11 protein-coding genes and 2 pseudogenes are annotated in these 24416 nt (G+C 40.7%); 10 read left to right on the top strand and 3 right to left on the bottom strand.

Features of this window, described 5'->3' with window-relative positions:
* Nucleotides 1-67 precede the first annotated feature (67 nt).
* Nucleotides 68-2014: a C69 family dipeptidase gene (locus SM122_RS06690; RefSeq protein ID WP_155170449.1), complete on the top strand. Its 1947-nt coding sequence runs from the start codon at nucleotides 68-70 to the stop codon at nucleotides 2012-2014.
* A gap of 162 nt (nucleotides 2015-2176) precedes the next feature.
* Here SM122_RS06690 and galU read toward each other — a convergent pair whose 3' ends face one another.
* On the bottom strand, nucleotides 2177-3085 hold the full coding sequence (gene galU / locus SM122_RS06685) for a UTP--glucose-1-phosphate uridylyltransferase GalU (protein WP_155170450.1): 909 nt from the start codon (nucleotides 3083-3085) through the stop codon (nucleotides 2177-2179).
* A 45-nt stretch (nucleotides 3086-3130) separates the two neighbouring features.
* Nucleotides 3131-4147, bottom strand: coding sequence for an NAD(P)H-dependent glycerol-3-phosphate dehydrogenase (locus SM122_RS06680; protein ID WP_155170468.1), 1017 nt, complete (start codon nucleotides 4145-4147; stop codon nucleotides 3131-3133).
* Between the two features lie 273 nt (nucleotides 4148-4420).
* Between SM122_RS06680 and SM122_RS06675 the strand changes: the two genes are divergently transcribed.
* Nucleotides 4421-5110, top strand: a complete 690-nt coding sequence (locus tag SM122_RS06675) for a gamma-glutamyl-gamma-aminobutyrate hydrolase family protein (RefSeq protein WP_155170452.1) — start codon at nucleotides 4421-4423, stop codon at nucleotides 5108-5110.
* A 146-nt stretch (nucleotides 5111-5256) separates the two neighbouring features.
* Here the strand turns inward: SM122_RS06675 and SM122_RS06670 are convergent, their stop codons facing one another.
* Complete coding sequence (locus SM122_RS06670; protein WP_324737911.1) at nucleotides 5257-8529, bottom strand: SpaA isopeptide-forming pilin-related protein; 3273 nt, start codon at nucleotides 8527-8529, stop codon at nucleotides 5257-5259.
* Between the two features lie 437 nt (nucleotides 8530-8966).
* Between SM122_RS06670 and SM122_RS06665 the strand changes: the two genes are divergently transcribed.
* From SM122_RS06665 to SM122_RS06630, 8 genes and pseudogenes are all read left to right on the top strand, one after another.
* Nucleotides 8967-9413: a dUTP diphosphatase gene (locus tag SM122_RS06665; protein ID WP_049475033.1), complete on the top strand. Its 447-nt coding sequence runs from the start codon at nucleotides 8967-8969 to the stop codon at nucleotides 9411-9413.
* Between the two features lies 1 nt (nucleotide 9414).
* Entirely contained in the window at nucleotides 9415-9954 is a 540-nt protein-coding gene (locus SM122_RS06660; protein ID WP_049475022.1) for a histidine phosphatase family protein, read from the top strand.
* A gap of 10 nt (nucleotides 9955-9964) precedes the next feature.
* Nucleotides 9965-10126: pseudogene (locus SM122_RS06655) on the top strand (DNA repair protein RadA); the annotation flags it as partial.
* Nucleotides 10122-10322 (top strand): annotated as a pseudogene (locus tag SM122_RS06650) (isochorismatase family protein); the annotation flags it as partial. The pseudogenes SM122_RS06655 and SM122_RS06650, both read left to right, overlap by 5 nt.
* A 24-nt stretch (nucleotides 10323-10346) precedes the next feature.
* Nucleotides 10347-10862, top strand: a complete 516-nt coding sequence (locus SM122_RS06645; RefSeq protein ID WP_049475021.1) for a histidine phosphatase family protein — start codon at nucleotides 10347-10349, stop codon at nucleotides 10860-10862.
* A gap of 10 nt (nucleotides 10863-10872) precedes the next feature.
* Nucleotides 10873-12234 carry a DNA repair protein RadA gene (gene radA / locus SM122_RS06640; RefSeq protein WP_324738366.1) on the top strand — a complete coding sequence of 454 codons (1362 nt, stop codon included), beginning with the start codon at nucleotides 10873-10875 and terminating at the stop codon, nucleotides 12232-12234.
* A 288-nt stretch (nucleotides 12235-12522) separates the two neighbouring features.
* Nucleotides 12523-13017 carry a beta-class carbonic anhydrase gene (locus SM122_RS06635; RefSeq protein ID WP_049491763.1) on the top strand — a complete coding sequence of 165 codons (495 nt, stop codon included), beginning with the start codon at nucleotides 12523-12525 and terminating at the stop codon, nucleotides 13015-13017.
* Nucleotides 13018-13265: 248 nt separating this feature from the next.
* Nucleotides 13266-24365 carry an SspB-related isopeptide-forming adhesin gene (locus SM122_RS06630; protein ID WP_324737910.1) on the top strand — a complete coding sequence of 3700 codons (11100 nt, stop codon included), beginning with the start codon at nucleotides 13266-13268 and terminating at the stop codon, nucleotides 24363-24365.
* Nucleotides 24366-24416 lie beyond the last annotated feature (51 nt).

Genomic DNA, 24416 nt, shown 5'->3' with positions numbered 1-24416 from the left:
TGGAGATATAAAAACCAAAAATAGTGCTATTTTGTCAAAAGTAGTGCAAAAACAAAGGAGATTTGCCATGAAAAAATGGTTGTTAAAACTCTCATTGGTAGCGATGACACTCTTACTCCTACCAATTCAAGCTGTTCAAGCCTGTTGCGGTTTTATCATTGGTCGCCAATTGACCAAGGATGGGACCACTCTCTTTGGTCGGACAGAAGACTACCCTTACTATCCAAATGGTGGAAAGCACAACAAAAACTTTGTAGTTGTTGATGCGAAGAACTATAAGGAAGGGGATCAACTGGAAGACGAATCTAATGGTTTTACCTATCCACATGCTGCCAGTGAAATGAAATACACAGCGACTTATGACTCTGCTCGTGGAGATGGTAGTAACGGTGCCTTTGGGGAACATGGATTTAACGAAGCCGGCGTTTCTATGACCTCAACTGTTACAGCCATTCCAAACAAAAAAGTCTTGAAGACTGACCCATTGACAGAAAACGGTCTCCCAGAAGCTGCCATGCTTGATGTAATTTTACCTCGTGCAAAATCTGCTCGTGAAGGAATCGAATTACTTGCGAAAGTCATTGAAGAAAAAGGTTCAGCTGAGGGGAATACAGTTGTTATTGCGGACCAAAAAGAAACTTGGTATATGGAAATTCTTTCTGGTCACCAATATGTAGCTGTTAAAGTCCCAGAAGACAAATATGCAGTCTTTGCCAATACCTACTACCTTGGTCATGTAGATTTGAATGACAAGGAAAATGTGATCGCTTCGAAAGATGTCGAAAAAGTAGCTAAAGAATCTGGTAACTACAAGACAGATAAAGATGGTAACTTCCATATCGCTAAATCTTATGGACCAGAAAAATATGCTGAAGGAGACCGTTCACGTACTTACGCAGGAATCACCCTTTTGGATCCAAAATCGAAAGTGACTTACGAGGATGACGAATACGAACTATTCCGTTCTCCAACTGATCCAAATAAGAAATTTACTTTAGAAGATGCCTTTGCTATGCAACGGAATCGCTTTGAACACTTAAATGGTCGCTTCGTACCGGACGATCAAATTGGAGTGAAGAAACAAGGTGATAATGGTAGCAATGATGCTGTTCGTAAAGACCAATACAAGTATGCTTTAGGAAATGAAAACGTTATTGATGCCCATGTCTACCAAATCAATCCAAAACTTCCAAAATCATTTGGTGGTACTTTATGGCTTGGTATGGGACCATCTCGGAACACACCTTATGTTCCATTCTATGGTAATCTAAAAGATACTTACGAAGCCTTCAAACCTCAAACAGCAACTTATGATCCAAATTCATGGTATTGGACAGTATGGCACATTGACAACATGGCGATCAATAACCAAGATGTCTTTGGAAAAACAGTTCAAGATCACTGGAAAGCTCTGGAAAAACAATTTATTGTTGATCAAGAGAAGAAAGATATTGAATATTATGCGTTGAAAGATCAACCTGAAGCTGCAAAAGCTGCTGAAGATAAGGTGACAAAAGATGCCCTTGAATTGTCTGATCGTCTCTTCCAACACTTCAAAGATTATGAAAAATTAATGGAAAAACAATTAGAGGCAGCTGGACGTAAGTCTGATCCTTATCGTGCTTCTAAACCAGATAACTATAAAGATCCTGAAGAACCTAAGAAACCAGACACACCAACGGTTCCAGAAAAACCACAAATCCGTGAAGATGCGAACAAAGTTTACATCCCAGCGCCAAATTATGTAGCAACATCTTCTACACGTGATATTCCTGCTAATGCAGAAGGAAATCCAAACAATCGCTTTGGCTATGCTGCTAACAAGGAGAAACAACCAGTTGTATCTCCTAAAGTAGAGACTCCTGTGAAGCCAGAAGAAAAAGTTCAAGCTCCAACTGAAGCTCCTGTAGCAGGAAATAGTGTAAACAACAATAATCGCTTCGGATCTAATTTCAATCCAGGTGAAATTGAAACTTACTCAAATACAAACTATTCTTACAATGTTCATCCTTAAACAATAAGAATTAAAATGTGAATTGGACCAAGTCCAATGAAACAAAAGAGGCCGGATTTTTATCCAGCCTCTTTTTTACGAAAAAAAGATTGACCATTGTAAGGTAGCAAAGCCCTTACATGATATGGCCAGTCTTTTTGTATTCTTTTGATTTGGGAATGATTAGTCTGCAGTTTGTTCAGTTTCTTCTAATTGTTTTCCAAGATCAATGATATACTGTTTGAGATCCTCTTTAACCTGTGGATGCTTCAAAGCATAATCAATCGATGTTTTCATAAAACCAAACTTGTCACCTACATCGTAGCGTTGGCCTTTAAATTCACGGGCAAAGACTCGTTGGGTCTTATTGAGGGTGTCGATCGCATCCGTCAATTGAATTTCATTACCAGCACCTGGTTCTTGATTTGCAAGAATATCAAAGATCTCAGGAGTCAAGAGGTAGCGGCCAATGATGGCGAGATCACTCGGTGCATCTTCTGGAGCTGGTTTTTCGACAAAAGTTTCAACGCTATAAAGACCATTGATGCCCTCTCCTTGAGGTGCGATCACACCGTAAGAAGAAACCTCTTCGTGAGGGACTTCCATCACAGCGATAGTGGATGCATGGGTTTCATCGTAGTCGTTCATCAATTGTTTGGTCAATGGCAAGGCATCATCATTGGTGATGTCCATCAGGTCATCTCCCAACATGACAACAAAAGGCTCATTCCCAACAAAAGCTTTCGCCTGAAGAACAGCGTCTCCTAAACCTCGAGGGTGACTTTGGCGGATGAAATGAAGATTGATCGCTGTTGTATCATTGACCAACTTGAGTAAGTCAGTCTTACCTTTTTGCTCGAGGTTGTATTCCAATTCAAAGTTAGAATCGAAATGGTCTTCGATCGAACGTTTGGCCTTCCCTGTTACGACAAGAATTTCCTCAATTCCAGATTTCAGAGCCTCTTCTACGATGAATTGGATCGTAGGTTTGTCAACGATTGGCAACATTTCCTTTGCCAAAGCTTTGGTAGCTGGGAGGAAGCGTGTCCCCAAACCAGCCGCAGGAATGACTGCTTTTCTAACTTTAGTCATATAGTTTCCTTTCTAAAAGGTAGGATTGGTGTTAGGGTGGTTGACTTATTTCCACTCGTTTTCTTCTTTAAATTCATTGCTCATCATGTGGTGGATAGCTTCGCGGATATCTTTTCCTTCGTAGATGACTTGGTAAATGGCCTGTGTAATCGGCATGTAGACATCCAATTCTTGTGCCAGTTCATGGGCGACTTTGGTCGTAGAGATCCCTTCAATGATCATGCCCATGTTGGCTTCGATGTCTTCCAATTTTTCACCACGTCCGAGAGCATCCCCAGCTCGCCAGTTGCGGGAATGAACAGAAGTACCGGTAACGATCAAGTCACCAACCCCAGACAAACCACTATAGGTCAAGGGGCTAGCTCCTAGCTTAACGCCAAGGCGCGTGATTTCAGCGAGACCGCGCGTGATGATAGCTGCTTTGGCATTGTCACCATAACCAAGACCGTGCAGGGCCCCAGCTCCGACAGCGATGATATTCTTCAAGGCTCCAGCAGTTTCCACTCCGATAACATCGGTATTGGTATACAGGCGGAAGTAGTGATTGCTAAAGAGTTCTTGAACATAACGTGCAGCTTCTAAATCTATTGAGGCAGCTGTAATGAGGGTGATGTCCCGTACGATAGTTTCTTCGGCGTGACTAGGTCCAGAAACGACCACCACCTCGCTGCGAAGAGAAGCAGGAATTTCTTCTTCAAGGATTTGAGAAATCCGATTGTGTGTACCAGGTTCTAGTCCCTTGGAAGCGTGCATGACTGTTACAGGGTGATCCAGTGTTTCAGCGACTTGTTTCGCCACCAAACGGGTCACCTTTGTAGGAACGACAAAGAGGATAGCGTCCACACCGTCCAAAGCTGCTTTCAAATCGGTCGTAGCAGTAATCTCTTCGCTAATAACGATGTCTTTGAAATAGCGTTGATTGGTATGAGCGGTATTGATTTCATCGATTTGTTCTTGGATATTTCCCCAGAGACGGACTTCATGGCCGTTATCATTGAGGACTTGTGAAAGGGCTGTTCCCCATGAACCAGGACCCAATACTGCAACGGTTTGTTTTTCCATTGTATCTTCCATTTCTATGTCTATTTTTTCAACAAGGCTAGAAATCTAGCGCTTGCGCCTTCGAAACGGCCGAATGTGTGCCTTGAAGGACGATTCTATTTTCCTCTTTATTTTAACATAATATAGGTAAAAAAACTTGTATGATCATCAATTGTTTTGTGAGGAAGGTGAGGGTGATAAATAAAATCTATCACGGTTTTAAAAAATACATATTAGACACTATCACTAATGGGTGGTAACATAAGTATTAGTAAAAATGAAGGAGGAATGAATATGTGCAGAACAATTGTTGGAGTATCCGCTAATCTCTGTCCGGTGGACCCGGAAGGGAAAAACCTTCATTCCTCTGTATCTAGTCAGTTTGCGGAAGGGATTCGTCAAGCAGGTGGACTTCCAATGGTCATCCCGATGGGGGATCCTTCCTTAGTTAAGGACTATGTTGAAACGATTGACAAATTGATCTTAAGTGGAGGCCAAAATGTCGATCCTCGTCTCTATGGCGAAGAAAAAACCATCGAAAGTGATGATTACAATATCGAACGGGACCAATTTGAGCTTGCCCTACTGAAGGAAGCAGTACGCCAAAACAAACCGGTTCTAGGAATCTGCCGTGGGGTTCAGTTGATCAATGTGGCTTTTGGAGGAACACTCAACCAAGAGATCGAAGGGCATTGGCAAGGACTTCCGTTTGGGACTTCCCATTCTATCCAGACTAAAAAAGGCAGTGTGGTGGAACAACTCTTTGGTCAGGCCAGTCGGATTAATTCCGTGCACCGTCAAAGTATCAAGGATCTCGCACCGAATTTCCGTGCGACCGCCTTTGATCCGCGCGATCACACCATCGAAGCCATTGAAGCTGTAGATGGTCATCGCATTATGGGCTTGCAATGGCATCCAGAATACTTGGTCAATGAAGAAAAAGGGAATTTAGAACTCTTCCGTTATTTATTACAGGAATTATAATGAAATTAGAGGTTGGACTTGAGCCGATCTCTTTTTTGTGTCTTAGAAAGGACGCAAAAATACTGGAAATAAGATCAGAAAACAGGACGGTCATCAATAAAAAAACAGGTCCATCTAGCAATGCTAGATGAAAACCTGTTTTAGAATTATTCGTCGCGTTTTTTGGCAACGAGCATGCTTCCAGCTCCTGCAAGCGCAAGTCCTGCTGCAACAAGTCCAGCACTTACTGTTTCACCTGTAGAAGGAAGGGTATGTTTCTTATCTTCTTTTGGTTGACTTCCAGAAGGTTTATCTCCTTTTGGTTTGTCTGTTGACGGTGTAGTAGGCGGAGTTGGTGGTGTGTTTGGTGGTGTGTTTGGTGGTGTTAGATAGTTTATAACTGTCCCCTTGTCTACTACAAGGTTAGGTGCAGCTTTTAATTCGCTAGCAGATACAGTAATAACATCCGTTAATAATTGGTAGCCAGCTGGCGCTGTCAACTCCTTAATAACATAATCTCTTGCTTCCAATCCAGTGAAGGAAACAAGACCATTGGTATCGGATGTAGCAGTCGCTTGGCCTTCGCCATATGGGTTGGCAACTGGTGTCACACCATCTGCCTCATAGAGACCAAATACAGCACCTGCAAGGTCTTGACCTACTAGATTCACTTTATGCAATTGGATGTTGTAAAGTTTTAACTCGGGTTTGTCAACAGTTGGAGGAGTTGGAGGGATATAAGTAAATGGTTTGTTAACGACATTTCCTTTATCCACTACACTATTTGAAACAACCAAATCACTAGCTAAGATTTTGATGACTTCATCTGATAACTGGTAGCCATCTGGAGCTGTAAGTTCTTTCACCACATAATCTTTTGCTTCTAATCCTGTAAAGGTTACAAGACCATTCGCATCAGAGGTAGCAGTTGCTTGACCTGCACCATAAGGGTTCGCTACAGGAGTCGTACCATCAGCTTCAAAGAGCCCGAATACAGCACCAACAAGAGCTTTCCCTTCTTGGTTCACTTTATGCAATTGGATGCTGTAGAGTTTCAATTCAGGCTTATCAACAGTCGGAGGAGTTGGTGGAATTGAAGTGAACGGTTTGTTGACCACTGTTCCTTTGTCTACGACGAGGTTAGTCGCAGCATTCAACTCGCTAGCAGAAACTTTAATCACATCTGATGATAGTTGATAACCTTCTGGAGCAGTCAATTCTTTCACCACATAATCTTTTGCTTCAAATCCTGTAAAAGTTACAAGACCATTTGAATCAGAAGTTGCGGTCGCTTGCCCTTCTCCATAAGGATTTGCTACAGGAGTCGTACCATCGGCTTCAAAGAGACCAAATACAGCACCTGCAAGAGCATTTCCATCTGCGTTAGCTTTGTGCAATTGAATGTTGTAGAGTTTCAATTCAGGTTTGTCAACCGTCGGAGGAGTTGGTGGAATTGAAGTTGTTACCAATTTGTTAGTGAATGATTTCTTATCACCATATGTCACAGAAGCTTTGAGTGTATTGCTTGCATCATCTTTTGTGACAGTTACAGTCGCATCAATACTTCCTTCATCGTAGGTCATTCCTTTTGCTTTGCTTTCAGGAATGACTTCTTTAATCGTGTAGTGGAAGGTTTTTCCTGCGTCCTCTGATGAATATGAAATATCATCAAAGGTTACTGTACCATCTGCAGCATTTTGTTTTGTTTGAAGAACTTTTCCGGTTTCATCCAACAATTGGAAATTGAATTCGCCATTCTTCAATTCAGCACCTTCTAAAATCTTGCTAGCTGAAATTTTAGCTTTTGCTGGTTGAGGAGCCGTATAAGTATTTGAGAAGGTTTTATTTTCTGGATAAGCAACATCTGCTTTCAGGTTGTCGCCATCTTTTTTCACCTTAACAGTTACTTGTTTATCAGTCTTGTCATAGGTAATACCTGGGGTATTTCCAGCTACTTCCTTAACAGTGTATGTGTGTTCACCTTCTTCGGTGTACTCAATTGGTGCAAATGTTACTTTTCCGTTTTTGTTTGTAACAGTTTGAAGCTTGTTAGCACCCTCGTACAATTCAAAGCTAAATTCACCATCTGTTAGATCACGTCCTATAAGAGTTTTATCTAATTCGATGGTAGCTTGAGTTGCTTTAGGTTTTGCTTTTGGATTGACGATTGTCTTCGTCACTGATTTATCAGTTCCACTAAAGTCTTCAGCATTAACTGGGGTATCAGCAGTAGTAATGGTATAACCTTCAGGTGCTTGTAACTCAGTTAAGATGTATTTATCTTTTAAAAGACCATTGACTGTAATGTTACCTTTATCATCTGTTACATATTCCCCGATTACTTGGTTGTTGGCCTGACGTACCACTTTGAATTTAGCTCCAGCAAGTGGTTGGTTAGCATCATCTACTTTGTGAATATGAATGGTAAAGACATAACCAACACCAGAACCACCAGCAATTTGAACGGCAGCTTTATTTACTGCTTCTTTAGTCTTAATGTTCTTACCTTTTAAAGTAGCCTGGTTATTTAAGACTTCCCCATCGGCTGGTGAGTAATTTAAATGAACATCATACGTAATACGGTATTGATCCGTCTCACTAATATCTCCAAGATTCACAACAAATGATTGACCATTTTCACCAACAGTTACAGGATGTTCATTGGTTACATCCTTAGTATTATTAAATTGCCATCCACCATCGACATAAGACATCTCACCTTTTGTCACACGAAAACTATCTTTAACATAAGAAGCATTGGTAAATTGCAATGTGTCTTCTACTGTAACCTCTTTAATATTTTGCTTTAGTTGGTTCACAGAAATGGTATAGGAAATAGTCTTAGGGTCATCTTTGTGAACCCAACTTGTTTTCTTTAAAAGGTTTGGATCACCATCACCAACCCCTTTAAAGGTAACTTTACCTGCAATAATTGTTTTGTTGTTAACCGTCACTTCAACCGGAATTTCTCCTTGTTGAGGGTGCTTTTTGAAGTCGATACGGGCATAGAAGAAGAACGATCCATTTGTATCGGAATGTTTTTCAACATAGTCTGTATACGTTAATGTTAATTTTTTATTTTCAGCATCAACAGTAGCATGAGCGATAATTTCATTTGTGTTAATATCGCGAATTTCAAAACTATCGGATGTGATCATTAATGCATCTGGTACGGTAACTGTAGTTTGGTCACCTGCTTTAACATTTTTACCTGTTAAATCATATGTTGCATTAATACGGAACGTTGCCCATTGTCCTAATTCCCAATCAAGGTTGCCGCCTTCATTATTGGAAACTTGTATGTTTGAAATTGTATCGACCCATTTTCCGCTTACTGTCACTCCAGGAGTTTCTGCTGAAGTGCGATTCAGACCTAAAGCGAAAAGCATGGCCACTAAACAAAGGACAAATGAGAAAATTTTGATATTCCTATTCTTCATCTTATCTTCCCTTTTCATAAAAAATTAGTGCCTAGTTATCAATGCCTGATTACTTTTAAAGATAGGAACGTTCAAATCCAATCTGTTGGTAATAAGAATTGAGTGCTGAGACACGACCTCCATAAAATAATTCTATAGGGTAAAATATTTTACTTTTAAAATTATTCCCTACACAGGGAATTATAGCAAAAATAATGAGTAGCTTCAAGCTAAAATTGATGAAATGAGGCAGGAATTACGAACTTTTAAGAGATTTCATCAACTTTTGTTCTCTTTCAGGAAACAACCATGAAAATACCAACCGATTTACAAAAAAGAAGGACGGAAAAGTAAGTTTTTATTGAAAGAATACGAATAGTAGAATTGAGGAGACGCTAGGGCAAAGTGATGGTATAATAGAAGAGATAGAAACTATTTAGAATGAAAGAGGAATCATGATGACAAAAATTCGTGGATTTGAACTTGTATCAAGCTATACCAATCAGGACTTGCTTCCAAAACGGGAGACGGCCCATGCGGCTGGCTATGATTTGAAGGTAGCCGAGCGCACAGTGATTGCACCAGGAGAAATCGTCCTCGTCCCAACTGGGGTCAAGGCCTATATGCAAGCGGGGGAGGTGCTCTATCTCTATGACCGTTCCTCTAACCCTCGCAAAAAAGGCCTGGTCTTGATCAACTCTGTAGGGGTTATTGATGGCGACTACTATGGTAATCCAGGAAATGAAGGCCATATCTTTGCTCAGATGAAAAATATTACCGATCAGGAAGTTGTTCTTGAAGTCGGCGAACGTGTGGTTCAGGCTGTCTTTGCACCATTTTTAATCGTAGATGGAGATGAAGCAGACGGAGTTCGTACTGGTGGATTTGGAAGCACAGGGCACTAGGATGAAGATTATCTTTGTCCGTCATGGGGAGCCAGATTATAGTATGCTTGATAAACTTGAAAATCCGCGACTCTATAGTGGTTTTGGTCGTGATTTAGCACCATTGACAGAAAAAGGTCGCAGTCTGGCAAAAGAAGTTGCTAAAACTGCATGTTTTGGAAAGGCAGAGATTATTATTTCATCGTCTGTGACGAGGGCTTTAGAAACAGCACATTATATAGCAGTTGAAACAGGATTGGACTTATTTGTGGAGCCGTTTTTTCATGAGTGGCGTCCAGACTTAGATGGTACTAACTCTGATTTAACTAGTGTATTGGTAGCTCATGAATATTATCTAAAACATCAAGGAGTTTTATCTGAAGATTCTCCTTATCGCTATGAAACTGATCTAGAGATGCGTCATCGTTTTTTAAGAGCTTTGGAAAAATATAAAGATTATAAAACTATTATCATTGTAACTCACGGAATGCTCATGCGCCAATTTGTACCAGACGAGAAGATTGATTTTTGCCAAGTGATTGAATGTGAGATAGAGATGTAGAAAGAGCTTTATTATCGCAAAGAAAAAGGCGACATTTGTGTGTCAAAATTGTGAATATAATTCCCCCAAGTATTTAGGGCGCTGTCCAAACTGTGGGTCTTGGTCTTCTTTTGTTGAGGAGGTTGAGGTTGCAGAGGTCAAGAATGCGCGTGTGTCCTTGACGGGGGAGAAAAGACAGAAAGAAGAAATTTGCGACCGGCTTGCTGCTTGTATCTTCTCGTATCTTTGAGAAGCGTCGGGCTTCTTGCTTTACTAATCCAGATTTAAAAGATTTTTTAGAGGAAAACGGTGCTAAAAGCATAGAGTTTATAGGGGTAGATGGCAAAGGCTGTGTTAAGGCTTCCGTTTTGTCAGCTACCAAGGAGAATTAATAGTTTTATGGGGATCTTAATATGAAAATTATTTTTATCCGTCATGGAGAGCCAGATTACCGTGAGTTAGAGGAGCGTTCTTATACGGGATTTGGGATAGACTTGGCGCCCTTATCTGAGAAGGGAAGGAAACAGGCTCAGGACCTTTGCCAAAACCCCTTGTTCCAATCAGCTGATCTGCTAGTAGCTTCAGCAGTGACGCGAGCTTTAGAAACAGCTTCTTATCTGGCTTGTGCTACGGGCCTTCCTTTGAGGGTAGAGCCTTTATTGCACGAATGGCAGGTTTATGAAACAGGTATAGAGAACTTTGAGACAGCTAGATGTCTGTTTTTAGAAAACAAGGGGGAGTTGCTCCCAAATTCTCCTGTTCAATATGAGACAGCTGTAGAGATGAAGTCTCGTTTTCTAGAATGCATGGCTAAGTATCGGGAACATCAAACTGTGGTAGTTGTAGCCCATCGCATGCTCATTCGTCAATTTGTACCGAATGAAACCATTGATTTTTGCCAAGTGATTGAGTGTGAGATAGAGATTTAGAAAGAGGTTTATCATCGCTAAGAAAAAAACGACATTTATTTGTCAAAATTGTGCCTACAATTCACCCAAATACCTAGGGCGCTGTCCTAACTGTGGTTCTTGGTCTTCTTTTGTGGAGGAAGTCGAAGTTGCAGAAGTTAAGAATGCCCGGGTGTCCTTGACAGGTGAGAAAACTAAGCCTATGAAATTGGCTGAAGTAACTTCTATTAATGTCCATCGTACTAAGACCGAGATGGAGGAATTCAACCGCGTCCTTGGAGGCGGTGTCGTCCCAGGAAGTCTCGTCCTCATCGGTGGGGATCCTGGGATTGGGAAATCGACCCTTCTCCTTCAAGTGTCGACCCAGCTATCTCAAGTGGGAACGGTTCTCTATGTTAGTGGAGAGGAATCAGCCCAGCAGATCAAACTTCGAGCAGAGCGCTTGGGGGATATCGACAGTGAGTTTTATCTCTATGCCGAGACCAATATGCAGAGTGTGCGAGCAGAAGTAGAGCGCATCCAACCTGACTTTCTGATCATTGACTCCATTCAGACGATTATGTCTCCTGAAATTTCAGGGATGCAGGGGTCAGTATCTCAGGTACGAGAGGTGACAGCTGAGCTTATGCAGCTGGCCAAGACCAATAACATCGCCATCTTCATCGTCGGGCACGTAACAAAGGAAGGAACCTTGGCAGGTCCTCGGATGCTGGAACATATGGTGGATACGGTCCTCTACTTTGAGGGCGAACGCCACCATACCTTCCGAATTCTGAGAGCAGTCAAGAACCGCTTTGGCTCCACCAATGAGATTGGGATCTTCGAGATGCAATCAGGTGGGCTGGTCGAAGTTCTTAATCCGAGTCAAGTTTTCCTAGAAGAGCGTTTAGACGGTGCGACTGGTTCGTCCATCGTAGTGACCATGGAAGGGACACGTCCAATTCTTGCTGAAGTGCAGGCCTTGGTGACACCGACCATGTTTGGAAATGCCAAGCGGACGACAACAGGGCTTGATTTTAACCGAGCTAGTCTCATCATGGCAGTGCTAGAAAAACGAGCGGGTTTGCTCCTTCAAAATCAGGATGCCTACCTCAAGTCTGCAGGTGGTGTCAAGTTGGATGAACCAGCTATCGACCTAGCCGTAGCCGTAGCCATTGCTTCCAGCTACAAGGACAAGCCAACCAACCCGCAAGAGTGTTTCGTTGGAGAGTTGGGCTTGACCGGAGAAGTCCGCCGAGTCAATCGGATCGAACAACGAATCAATGAAGCTGCTAAGCTCGGTTTTACCAAGATTTATGTACCTAAAAATTCTCTGACGGGGATCACGACACCATCAGGTATCCAAGTGGTCGGAGTGAGTACACTAGCTGAAGTCTTGAAGAAAGTATTTTAATAGAAGAAAAGAGGCTGGGACGAAAGTCCTAGCCTCTCAATTATTTTTGAATTGTCGAGCAAGACGCAGTGGTTGAGTGGGCTCTACTACGCTGATCCCATCAGCTTTTACAGCCCTACTCAACTGTGCGGAGGTGGGACGACGAAATCGAATTCTAACGAATGACCGATTTCTGTCCCACTCTCTTTTTTCAGATGTGACAGATAACGGGAGATCCTCTCTGACAGAAATAGCGAGATGTGGTAAAATAATAGATGATTTGAATTTCAAAGGAACAAAGGAGAGACCATGTCTTATTTTGATAATTTTTTAACAGCCAACCAAGCTTATGTGGCGTTGCATGGAGACCTCCGTCTTCCGATTAAGCCCAAAACACAAGTCGCCATCGTGACCTGTATGGATTCCCGCCTTCACGTGGCACCAGCACTGGGCCTGGCTCTTGGAGATGCCCATATTTTGCGGAATGCTGGAGGGCGCGTGACAGATGACATGATCCGCTCCTTGGTTATTTCCCAGCAACAGATGGGAACCCGCGAAATCGTCGTCTTGCACCATACAGACTGTGGCGCACAAACCTTTGAAAACGAAGCTTTCCGGCAGCATCTAAAGAAAGAACTGGGAGTAGATGTGGGAGAGCGCGACTTCCTCCCCTTTCAAGACATTGAAGAGAGTGTCCGTGAAGATATGGAGCTTTTAAAAGCTTCCCCTTTGATTCCAGAGGATGTAGTGATTTCAGGAGCTGTGTATGATGTGGATACCGGATTGATCTCCGAAGTGAAATAAAATAGAAGAGTTCAAGAAAACAAAACGACTTTGTTTTCTTGAACTCTTTTTTATTGGCATAAAAAAATTGAACCAAATAGGAAAAAATGTGACAATTTGGCACAAAATATTAAAAAATATGTGGTATAATATAACATTTTAACAAGAATATTACAATTAAATTTCAACAGATTGACTCTTGATGTCAATAATGTTACAATTTTATTTGTATCATGGAATCATGAAATATGAAAAAGGAGATCCTATAAATGAAGGATATTTTCAATAGACGCCAACGCTTTTCTTTACGAAAATATAGCATTGGGGTTTGTTCTGTTCTCTTAGGAACAGCGCTCTTTGCTGCAGGAGCTAATACGGCTTCTGCGGAGGAAACAGCTGCCTCTTCAGGTGCATCAACGTCAGCTTCGACGGAGTCTGCATCTGATAGCACAGTAGCAGCTGAAACAACTGCCTCTTCTACTGAAGCATCTTATAATGCTCCAGTAACAAATGTCGATCAAGCAAATACAAGTGCTGCGAAGGAAGTCTCAGAGCAATCTGAGACTAACAAAGCAGCGGATAAAGCTGAGGAAGTGGCAAAACCAGCTAAAGCTGAAGAAACTGCAAAACCGGCTAAAGCTGAAGAAGCTGCAAAACCAGCTAAAGCTGAAGAAGCTCCAAAAGTTCCAAAAGCACCAACAGCGACAAGCAAACCTGTTGAGAAAAAAGAGGCAAGCTCTAAACCTGCCTCTACAACAGCTACTACTACAGCACCAACAACTTCAACTCGTGCTGCAGCAGGTGAAAGCTCAGAAAGAGCAGCTGCAAGAGAAGAAGCAGTTACACCAGCAGGAACGACTACTTTTTCAGCTACTGTAAGTTCAGCAGCTCCGATCACTGGTACGCAAGCAGAAAGTTCAGCAAGTACAGATGCAGATGCAACTGTGGCTGTAGCAAACGCTGCTACAGAACGTACAAATGCAGGAGCATTAGCAATAAGCGGCCGTCGTCGTAGTCGTCGCGCTGTTACTGACGAAGCTGTCACTGGAGACCACAACTCTAACCCGGTAGCCGTAAGTACTTACTTAAAAGATGGGGAAAAAGTAACTCCAGAAATTAAAGATGCTAACGGTGCAACTGTAAGCTCTCAACCTGTACCATCTGGTTACGCAGGAAAAGAAGGAGACTGGTACACATACGCTATCTGGGATTTAACTAGATTCAATGAACGTTATGGTACAAAATACTATGCACGTGCGTATAAGAGATTTGATGAATCTACAGATACAACTGTTGATTTAATTGATAAAACAACTGGTAATGTAGTAGAAACAAGAACTGTTACTTCATCTAGTGGAGTTCAAAAATTCACTACTACTACAGCAGCATCTAATAGTCAATTAACTTTCCAAATAGATTATAAATCTGGTACTACTGAAAATGGTAAAGACCCTCAACCATTTATTCAAAATGGTTATGAAGTTGGGAAAAGTATCACAGATTTAGTAGCAACTGGACATACCCTTACACCAGCTGAACAAGCACTTTATACTGCGGTTTACAACGCCCGTACTACAACAGATATACTAAACGTTGTAGAACCAGCTTATAACGGTCGTACAATTACTGATTCAAATGCTAAAATACCAGAAACAATTAATAAAACAACTTACTATAAAGTAGTTGATAAAAATAATCCAACATTTAACGCTAATAAAACAGATAAAACTGTTCAAGATTATAAAGAAAATGGTAATGAAGTAGATTTAGCTAGATATACTCTTAAAGCTGAAGAAGGACAAACTTTCACAGCATCTGGTGAACGTCAATTCGATGGATATAAACTTTATCAAACAGCTGACGCAAATGACAAATCAGGTTATGTAAGTCGCCCTTACAAAGTTGGAACTAAATTCATGGATGCGGACCGTTATGGTATTAAACGTATTAAAGAAGTAGTTGGAGAAGACGGTTCAGTAGTTATTCGTGTTTACTTGCTAGATCCAAGACAACAAAGCAAACGTTCAGATGGATCATTAAGTACTGATGGTTATATGTTAATCGCAGAAACTAAACCAATTAAGCCAGGTGAAGCTAATACTCAAGAATTAGCTGTTAAGAAATCACCTCTTACAACTATTCCACATACAGAAACTAATCCAAAAACTGGAGCAGTCACACAATATCCTAATGGTAAAGAAGTTCCATTTAACTTTCAAACAGCTTCTGGATATACACCATATAAAACTGTATTCGTACCATTCTTAGGAGATGGAATTGGACACGGTTCAGCTAACGCTCAATTAGAACGTGGAGTAGAAGGTATTGGTACAAACGTTGACTTATTAAACTCGTTAACACCATATAAACAACCAATTTACTACTATGTCAAACAAGAGCCAGTTGAAGTAACTCCAGAAGTTGAAAAACAACTTGAAGGACGTGTATTAGCAAATGGTGAGTTTACATTCAAACTAAAAGAGGTACAACCAAATAAATCGCTTCCAGCTCATGAAGAAACTGTAACGAACAAAGCTGACGGTAAAGCTACATTCAGCAAATTAACATTTAACAAAGCGGGAACTTACACTTACACCATCACTGAGACTCCAGGTTCAGATGCAAACGTTGACTACGATGCAATGACAGTTACGATGACTGTTACTGTAACTGAGAACGCTCAAGGTGATTTAGTAGCTACGACTAAATACAGTGCTGAAGGTGGATTCAAATCAAGCGCAGATGATAAAGTCTTCAACAACTATGTTGTAGCACCAGTTAAGACTAAGTTTGACTTCAGTAAAAAATTAGCTGGACGTGAACTTAAAGACGGAGAATTTAAATTCGTTCTTAAAGATGCAAACGGACAAGAAGTTGAAACTGTTGCCAACAAAAAAGATGGAACTGTAACCTTTACAGAAATTTCATTTGACAACACTAAAGTAGGTACTCATACTTATACAGTAGAAGAAGTGATCCCTGCAACTAAAGAAGTAGGTATGACGTATGACACTATGAAGGCAACGATCACTGTTGAAGTTGCTAAGAATGGTCATGCTCTTACAACTGTAACAAACGTATCATCAACAGGTGGTGTAGATGATAACGGAGCATCAACTGATGGTAAGGAAGATAAAGTCTTCAACAACAAAATCACTCCTCCGGAAACACCTGAGTTCCAGCCAGAAAAATTCGTCCTTAATAAAGAAAAATTTGACCTAACAGGTACAAAATTAATGGACGATGACGATGAGCTTCAGGATGAGTACACAGAAACAAATGCAAATCCATATGCTGATCAAGTCAAGAACAATGAAGCAGAAAACATCAATACGAAGACTGTTGAGCGTGGTGATAAATTAGTTTACCAAGTATGGTTGGATACTAAGAACTTCACTGACAAGAACAACATCCAAGCTGTAGGTATTTCTGATACATACGATGCAGATAAATTGACTGTTAACACTGCTGACATTAAAGCATACGATAGCGTAACAGGAGTTGATGTAACATCTAAATTTGATATTACAGTAGCTAACGGAGTCATTACAGCGACATCTAAAGCTTCTATGAACAAATCTTTAGGTGATGCTGATAACACTCAAGTTATTGACACAACTAAATTTGCATTTGGTCGCTACTATAAATTCGATATCCCAGCGACTGTTAAAGCAGACGTTGCAGGTGGGGTAGACATCGAAAACAAAGCCAACCAAATCGTTCACGTTTACAACCCAGTAAGCAAATCTGTTGAAACTCCAGAAAAACCAACTCAAAAACGTGTGAACAGTGTACCAATCACTGCAGAGTTCAACTTCACAAAACGTTTGGAAGGTCGTGCGCTAACAGCTGGCGAATTTACATTTGAGTTGAAAGATAGCGACAATGTTGTGATCGCAACGGCAACCAACGATGCAGATGGTAAGATTAAATTCTCTCCAGTAGAGTACACAAATAAAGCTGGTGAAAAAGTCACTGCCCTTAAATACAAGAAGGGTCAAGAAGGTACTTACACTTACTCTGTAACAGAGGTGAAAGGTACAGACGCAACTGTCACTTACGATACAATGAAGGCAGAAGTAACTGTAACAGTATCTCACGACGGTACAGCTAAAGCATTGGTTGCTAACGTAACTGAACCAGCTGACAAAGAGTTCAACAATACCGTAACACCTCCAACAGAACCTAAGTTCCAACCAGAGAAGTATGTATTGAATACAGCTAAATACTCAATCACTGATAACAAACTTCTTGATGATGATGCTGAGTTGACTGATAAATATGGTGAAACAAATACTGATCCATATGTTGATAAAACAAACAACAATGAAGCAGAAAATATCAATACGAAGACTGTTAACCGCGGAGATAAACTCTACTATCAAGTATGGTTAGATACAACTAAATTCTCAGCAACTAACAAAGAAAACGTTCAATCAGTAGGAATTACTGATGACTTCGATGAAACAAAAGTTGATGTAGATGGTTCAGCAATCAAAGCATATGACTCAGTAACTGGTGACGATGTAACAAACAAATTCGACATCAAGGTTGAAAATGGTGTGATGACTGCAACTCTTAAAGCTGGCTTCACGAAGTCACTTGGCGATGCAGAAAACACTCAAATCATTGACACAACTAAATTCGCCTTTGGACGTTACTACAAATTTGATATCCCAGCAACAGTTAAAGCTGATGTACCAGGTGGATCAGACATCGAAAATACTGCAGCTCAAGTAGTCAACTACTACAACCCTGTAAGCAAAACTGTTGAAAAACCAAGCAAACCAACTGAAAAACGTGTAAATAACGTTCCAGTTGAAGTGGAATTCAACTTCACTAAACGTTTGGAAGGTCGTGAGCTTAAAGCTAACGAATTCAGCTTCGTATTGAAAGATTCAACAGGTAAAGTTGTTGAAACTGTAAGCAACGATAAAGATGGTAATGTGAAGTTCTCAGCTCTTACATTCAAAAAGGGTGAAGAAGGCGTTCACAACTACACTGTTGAAGAAGTTGCAGGAACAGATGCTACTGTGACATACGACACAATGAAAGCAACTGTAGCTATCACTGTTGAACACAAAGGTACAGCTAAAGTTTTAGTGGCTAAGCTTGGCGAAATCGCTGATAAAGAGTTCAACAACCGTGTAACTCCTCCAACAGAACCTAAGTTCCAACCAGAGAAATACGTTGTTTCTAAAGAAAAATACGATATCACTGGTGACAAGCTCGTTGACGATGATAGAGAGTTGGCAGACAAGTACGTAGATACAAATGCGAACCCATATGCGGACGATGCATCCAACAACGAAGCAGAAAACTTGAATACCAAGACTGTTGAACGTGGTTCTAAATTGGTTTACCAAGTATGGTTGGATACAACTAAATTTGATGCAGCTAACAAGGACAACATCCAAACAGTTGGTATCTCAGATAACTATGATGAAGCTAAATTAAATCTTAATAAAGCTGACATCAAAGCCTATGACTCTGTAACAGGCGCAGAAGTAACAGATAAATTCGATATTACTGTGAACAATGGTGTGATCACTGCTAACTTGAAAGCTGGCTTCACGAAGTCACTTGGCGATGCAGAAAACACACAAGTGATCGATACAACTAAATTCGCATTTGGACGTTACTACAAGTTCGACATTCCAACAACAGTGAAAGACGATGTCGTAGCTGGTGCAGATATCGAAAATACTGCGGCTCAAGTTGTAAACTACTACAACCCAACGACTAAGAAAGTTGAAAAACCTGAAAAACCAACTGAAAAACGTGTCAACAATGTTCCAATCTCAGTAGAATTTAACTTCACTAAGAAATTGGAAGGTCGCGACCTTAAAGCTGGCGAATTCACATTCGAGTTGAAAGATAGCGACAATGTTGTGATTGCGACTGCAACCAACGACGCAAGCGGTAACTTCAAGTTCACTCCAGTTGACTACACAAATAAAGCTGGTAAAACTGTCACTGCCCTTAAATACCAGAAGGGTCAAGAAGGTACTTACACTTACACTGTAACAGAGGTTAAGGGTACAGACTCAACTGTTACTTACGATGAAATGGCTGCAGTTGTAACTGTTAAAGTCAGTCATGATGGTACTGCGAAAGCCTTGATCACAAACGTGACAGAACCTGCCGATAAAGAATTCAACAACCGTGTCACTCCACCAACAGAACCTAAGTTCCAACCAGAGAAATACGTTGTTTCTAAAGCGAAATTCGATATCACAGGTACGAAGCTCGTTGATGACGATTCTGAATTGACAGATAAATATGGTGAAACAAACACAAATCCATATGTCGATACAACTGCCAACAACGAAGATGAAAACTTGAATACCAAGACTGTTGAACGTGGTCAAAAACTTTACTACCAAGTATGGTTGGATACAACTAAATTTGACGCAAGCAACAAAGATAACATCCAAACAGTAGGAATCACAGATAACTACGACAAGGATAAATTGACTGTTAATGCTTCAGATATCAAGGTTTACGATTCAGTTACTGGTGCAGATGTTACGACTAAATTTGATATCTCTGATAACAATGGTGTTCTGACAGCTAACCTTAAGGATGGCTTCACTAAGTCACTTGGCGACGCTGAAAATACACAAATCATTGATACAACTAAGTTTGAATTTGGACGCTACTATAAATTTGATATCCCAGCAACAGTGAAAGACGATGTCGTAGCTGGTTCTGATATCGAAAACAAAGCAGCGCAAGTTGTTAACTACTACAACCCAGTAAGCAAGACAGTTGAAAAACCAAACAAACCAACTGAAAAACGTGTCAACAGTGTTCCAGTTCCACTTGATCTTAAATTCACGAAATCTCTTGAAGGTCGTCAATTGAAAGATCAAGAATTCACATTCGTTCTTAAGAAAGATGGCAATGTTGTCGAAACAGTGAAGAATGATGCGACTGGTAAGGTTAACTTCACTCAACTTAAGTTTGGTAAAGATGATCTTGGTAAGACATACAACTACACTGTAGAAGAAGTTCGTGGTACAGATAGCACCGTTTCTTACGACCCAATGGTTGCAACTGTGAAAGTTGTGGTTTCTCACGACGGTACAGCTAAAGCAATCGTAGCGAATGTAACAGATGCTGCTGATAAAGAATTTAACAACCGTGTAACTCCTCCAGAAGAACCTAAGTTCCAACCAGAGAAGTTCGTTCTTAATAAAGAAAAATTTGATATCACTGGATCAAAACTTGCTGACGATGATGATGAGTTGACAGATGAGTATGCAGATACAAATGCCAACCCATATGCTGACAAAGATACCAACAACGAAGCAGAAAACATCAATACCAAGACTGTTAACCGTGGAGATAAGTTGGTTTACCAAGTATGGTTGGATACAACTAAATTCTCAGCAACTAACAAAGAAAACATCCAATCTGTAGGAATCTCAGATGACTACGATGAAGCGAAGTTGGAACTTGATTCAACTAAGATCAAAGCTTACGATTCAATAACAGGCGCAGAAGTAACAGATAAATTTGATATTACAGTTAATAACGGAGTAATCACAGCAACTCTTAAAGCTGGCTTCACTAAATCTCTAGGAGATGCAGAAAATACTCAAGTTATCGACACAACTAAATTCGCATTTGGACGTTACTACAAGTTCGACATTCCAACAACAGTGAAAGCTGATGTTGCTGCTGGTGTAGATATTGAAAATACTGCAGCGCAAGTTGTAAACTACTACAACCCAACAACTAAGAAAGTTGAAAAACCAAGCAAACCAACTGAAAAACGTGTAAACAATGTCCCAGTACCAGTAGAATTTAACTTTACGAAACGTTTGGAAGGTCGTGAGCTTAAAGCTAACGAATTCAGCTTCGTACTTAAAGATTCAGAAGGTAAGACTCTTGAAACTGTAAGCAATGATGCTTCTGGTAACGTTAAGTTCAAAGCTCTTGAATTCAAGAAGGGTGACGAAGGTGTTCACAACTACACTGTAGAAGAAGTTAAAGGCTCAGACGCAACCGTTACATACGACACAATGAAAGCGAATGTAACAGTCACAGTTAAACACGATGGTACTGCTAAAGTTCTTGTGGCAACTGTAGGCGACATTGCGGATAAAGAATTTAACAACCGTGTAACTCCTCCAGAAGAACCTAAGTTCCAACCAGAGAAATACGTTGTTTCTGAAGAGAAATTCGATATCACTGGTGACAAGCTCGTTGATGATGATAAAGAGTTGGCAGACAAGTACGCAGATACCAATGCGAACCCATATGCGGACGATGCATCAAACAACGAAAAACAAAACTTGAATACCAAGACTGTTAAACGTGGCGACAAGTTGGTTTACCAAGTATGGTTGGATACAACTAAATTCGACGCAACTAACAAGGACAACATCCAATCAGTAGGTATCTCAGATGACTACGATGAAACTAAGTTGGAACTTGATTCTACTAAGATCAAAGCTTACGATTCAGTAACAGGTGCAGAAGTAACAGATAAATTCGATATCGCTGTGAACAATGGTGTGATTACTGCAACCCTTAAAGATGGCTTCACTAAGTCACTTGGCGACGCAGAAAACACTCAAATCATTGACACGACTAAATTCGAATTCGGACGTTACTACAAGTTCGACATCCCAACAACAGTGAAAGCTGATGTACCTGGTGGTGTAGATATTGAAAATACTGCGGCTCAAGTTGTAAACTACTACAACCCAACAACTAAGAAAGTTGAAAAACCAAGCAAACCAACTGAAAAACGTGTAAACAACGTTCCAGTTGAAGTAGAATTCAACTTCACTAAACGCTTGGAAGGCCGTGAACTGAAAGCCAACGAATTCAGCTTCGTTCTTAAAGATTCAACTGGTAAAGAAGTTGAAACTGTAAGCAATGATGCATCTGGTAACGTTAAGTTCAAAGCTCTTGAATTCAAGAAGGGTGACGAAGGTGTTCACAACTACACTGTAGAAGAAGTTAAAGGTTCAGACGCAACCGTTACATACGACACAATGAAAGCGAATGTAACAGTCACTGTATCACACGACGGAACAGCTAAAGTTCTGATCGCGACTGTAGGCGACATTGCGGATAAAGAATTTAACAACCGTGTAACTCCTCCTGAAACTCCAGAATTCAACCCAGAGAAATACGTTCTAAACGAAAAAGAATTTGACTTAACAGGAACTTCATTATTAGATGATGATAAAGAATTAGCAGACAAGTACGCAGATACAAATGCGAACCCATATGCGGACGACGCATCTAACAACGAAGCAGCAAACATTAACACTAAATCAGTTAAACCAGGTGAAAAACTTGTTTACCAAGTATGGTTGGATACAACTAAATTTGATGCAAACAACAAAGACCATATCCAATCAGTAGGAATCTCAGATGACTACGATGAGGCAAAAGTCGACGTTGAAGCTTCAGCTATTAAAGCATACGATGGTAAGACTGGTGCGGATGTAACAGCTAAATTCGATATCGCTGTGAACAACGGTGTGATTACTGCAACTCTTAAAGATGGCTTCACTAAGTCACTTGGCGATGCGGAAAACACACAAGTGATCGACACAACTAAATTCGAATTCGGACGTTACTACAAGTTTGATATTCCAGCAACTGTTAAAGCGGATGTTAAAGGTGGAGTAGACATCGAAAATACTGCGGCTCAAGTAGTCAACTACTACAACCCAGTAAGCAAGACTGTTGAAAAACCAAACAAACCAACTGAAAAACGTGTAAACAGCGTACCAGTACAAGTAGAATTCAACTTCACTAAACGTCTAGAAGGACGTGAGCTTAAAGCCAACGAATTCAGCTTCGTACTGAAAGATTCAACAGGTAAAGAAGTTGAAACTGTAAGCAATGATGCATCTGGTAACGTTAAGTTCTCTAAACTTGAATTCAAGAAAGAACAAGTAGGCGAACACAAGTTCACAGTTGAAGAAGTCAAAGGTACTGACGGAACTGTCACTTATGATGCGATGAAAGCAGTAGTAACTGTAGAAGTTAAACATGACGGAACAGCGAAAGCTCTCATCACTAACGTAACAGATCCAGCGGATAAAGAGTTCAACAACCGTGTAACACCTCCAGAAACTCCAGAATTCAACCCAGAGAAGTATATCCTGAATGAATCTAAATTCGATCTTACAGGTGTGAAACTTCTCGATGATGATAACGAGTTAGAACATAAAGTTGCGGACACAAATGCCAACCCATATGCGGATGGTACTGCCAACAACGAAGCTCAAAACATCAATACGAAGACACTCAAGAAAGGTGATAAAGTATACTACCAAGTATGGTTGGATACAACTAAATTCACTGAAGCACACAATATTCAATCTGTTGGTGTTACAGATAAATATGACAGTGCGAACTTGACTGTCAACGGAGCTGATATTAAGGCATACGACTCTGTAACAGGAGAAGATGTAACAGCTAAGTTTGATATCAAGGTTGAAAACGGTGTGATTACTGCAACTTCTAAAGCAGACTTGACTAAGTCACTTGGAGACGCAGAAAATACACAAGTCATCGACACAACTAAGTTGGCATTCGGACGTTACTACAAGTTTGAAATTCCTGCAGAAATTAAACAATCTGCTCAAGATGGTGTGGACATTGAAAATACAGCTTCACAAATCGTACACCAATACGATCCAACTAAGAAGACTGTAGAAAAACCAGAAAAACCAACTGAAAAACGTGTAGTCAACATTCCAGTTAAGGTTCAATTCCAATTCACTAAGAAATTGGAAGGTCGTGCATTGAAGGCTGGTGAATTCAGCTTCGTTCTTAAGGACGAAAAAGGAAATGTGATCGAAACCGTAACCAATGATGCGGCTGGTAAGATCACCTTCTCAAATCTTGAATTCAAACGTGGTGAAGAAGGAACTCATCTCTACCATGTAGAAGAAATCCGTGGCACAGATTCTAGCGTTGTATACGATAAGATGGTTGCAACTGTTGGTATCGTGGTGAATAAAGCAGGTAAGGTATTAGTAGCTACTACTAAGTTGCCGGAAGATACAGAGTTTAACAACACTGTTATTCCGCCAACACCACCAACACCACCAACACCGCCAACACCGCCAACACCACCAACACCGCCAACACCGCCAACACCGCCAACACCACCAACACCACCAACACCACCAACACCGCCAACACCACCAACACCACCAACACCACCAACACCACCAACACCGCCAACACCGCCAACACCTACAACTCCTCCAGCTCCAGCACTTCCTGAAACTGGTGAAGAACAATCAGCATCTGCTGCATTGTTAGGTGCTGCACTTGGTATGGTTGGCCTTGCGGGACTTGCAAAACGCAAAAAACGCGAAGACTAAAATTGAGGTGACATCAGCAAACTTGTTGATGAGGTGACAATTTTAGATCCA

It is taken from the genome of Streptococcus gingivalis (assembly GCF_035544715.1).
Lineage (GTDB): Bacteria > Bacillota > Bacilli > Lactobacillales > Streptococcaceae > Streptococcus > Streptococcus gingivalis.
Note: the sequence above shows the minus strand (reverse complement) of the source record. Positions and strands in the feature narration are given on the sequence as shown.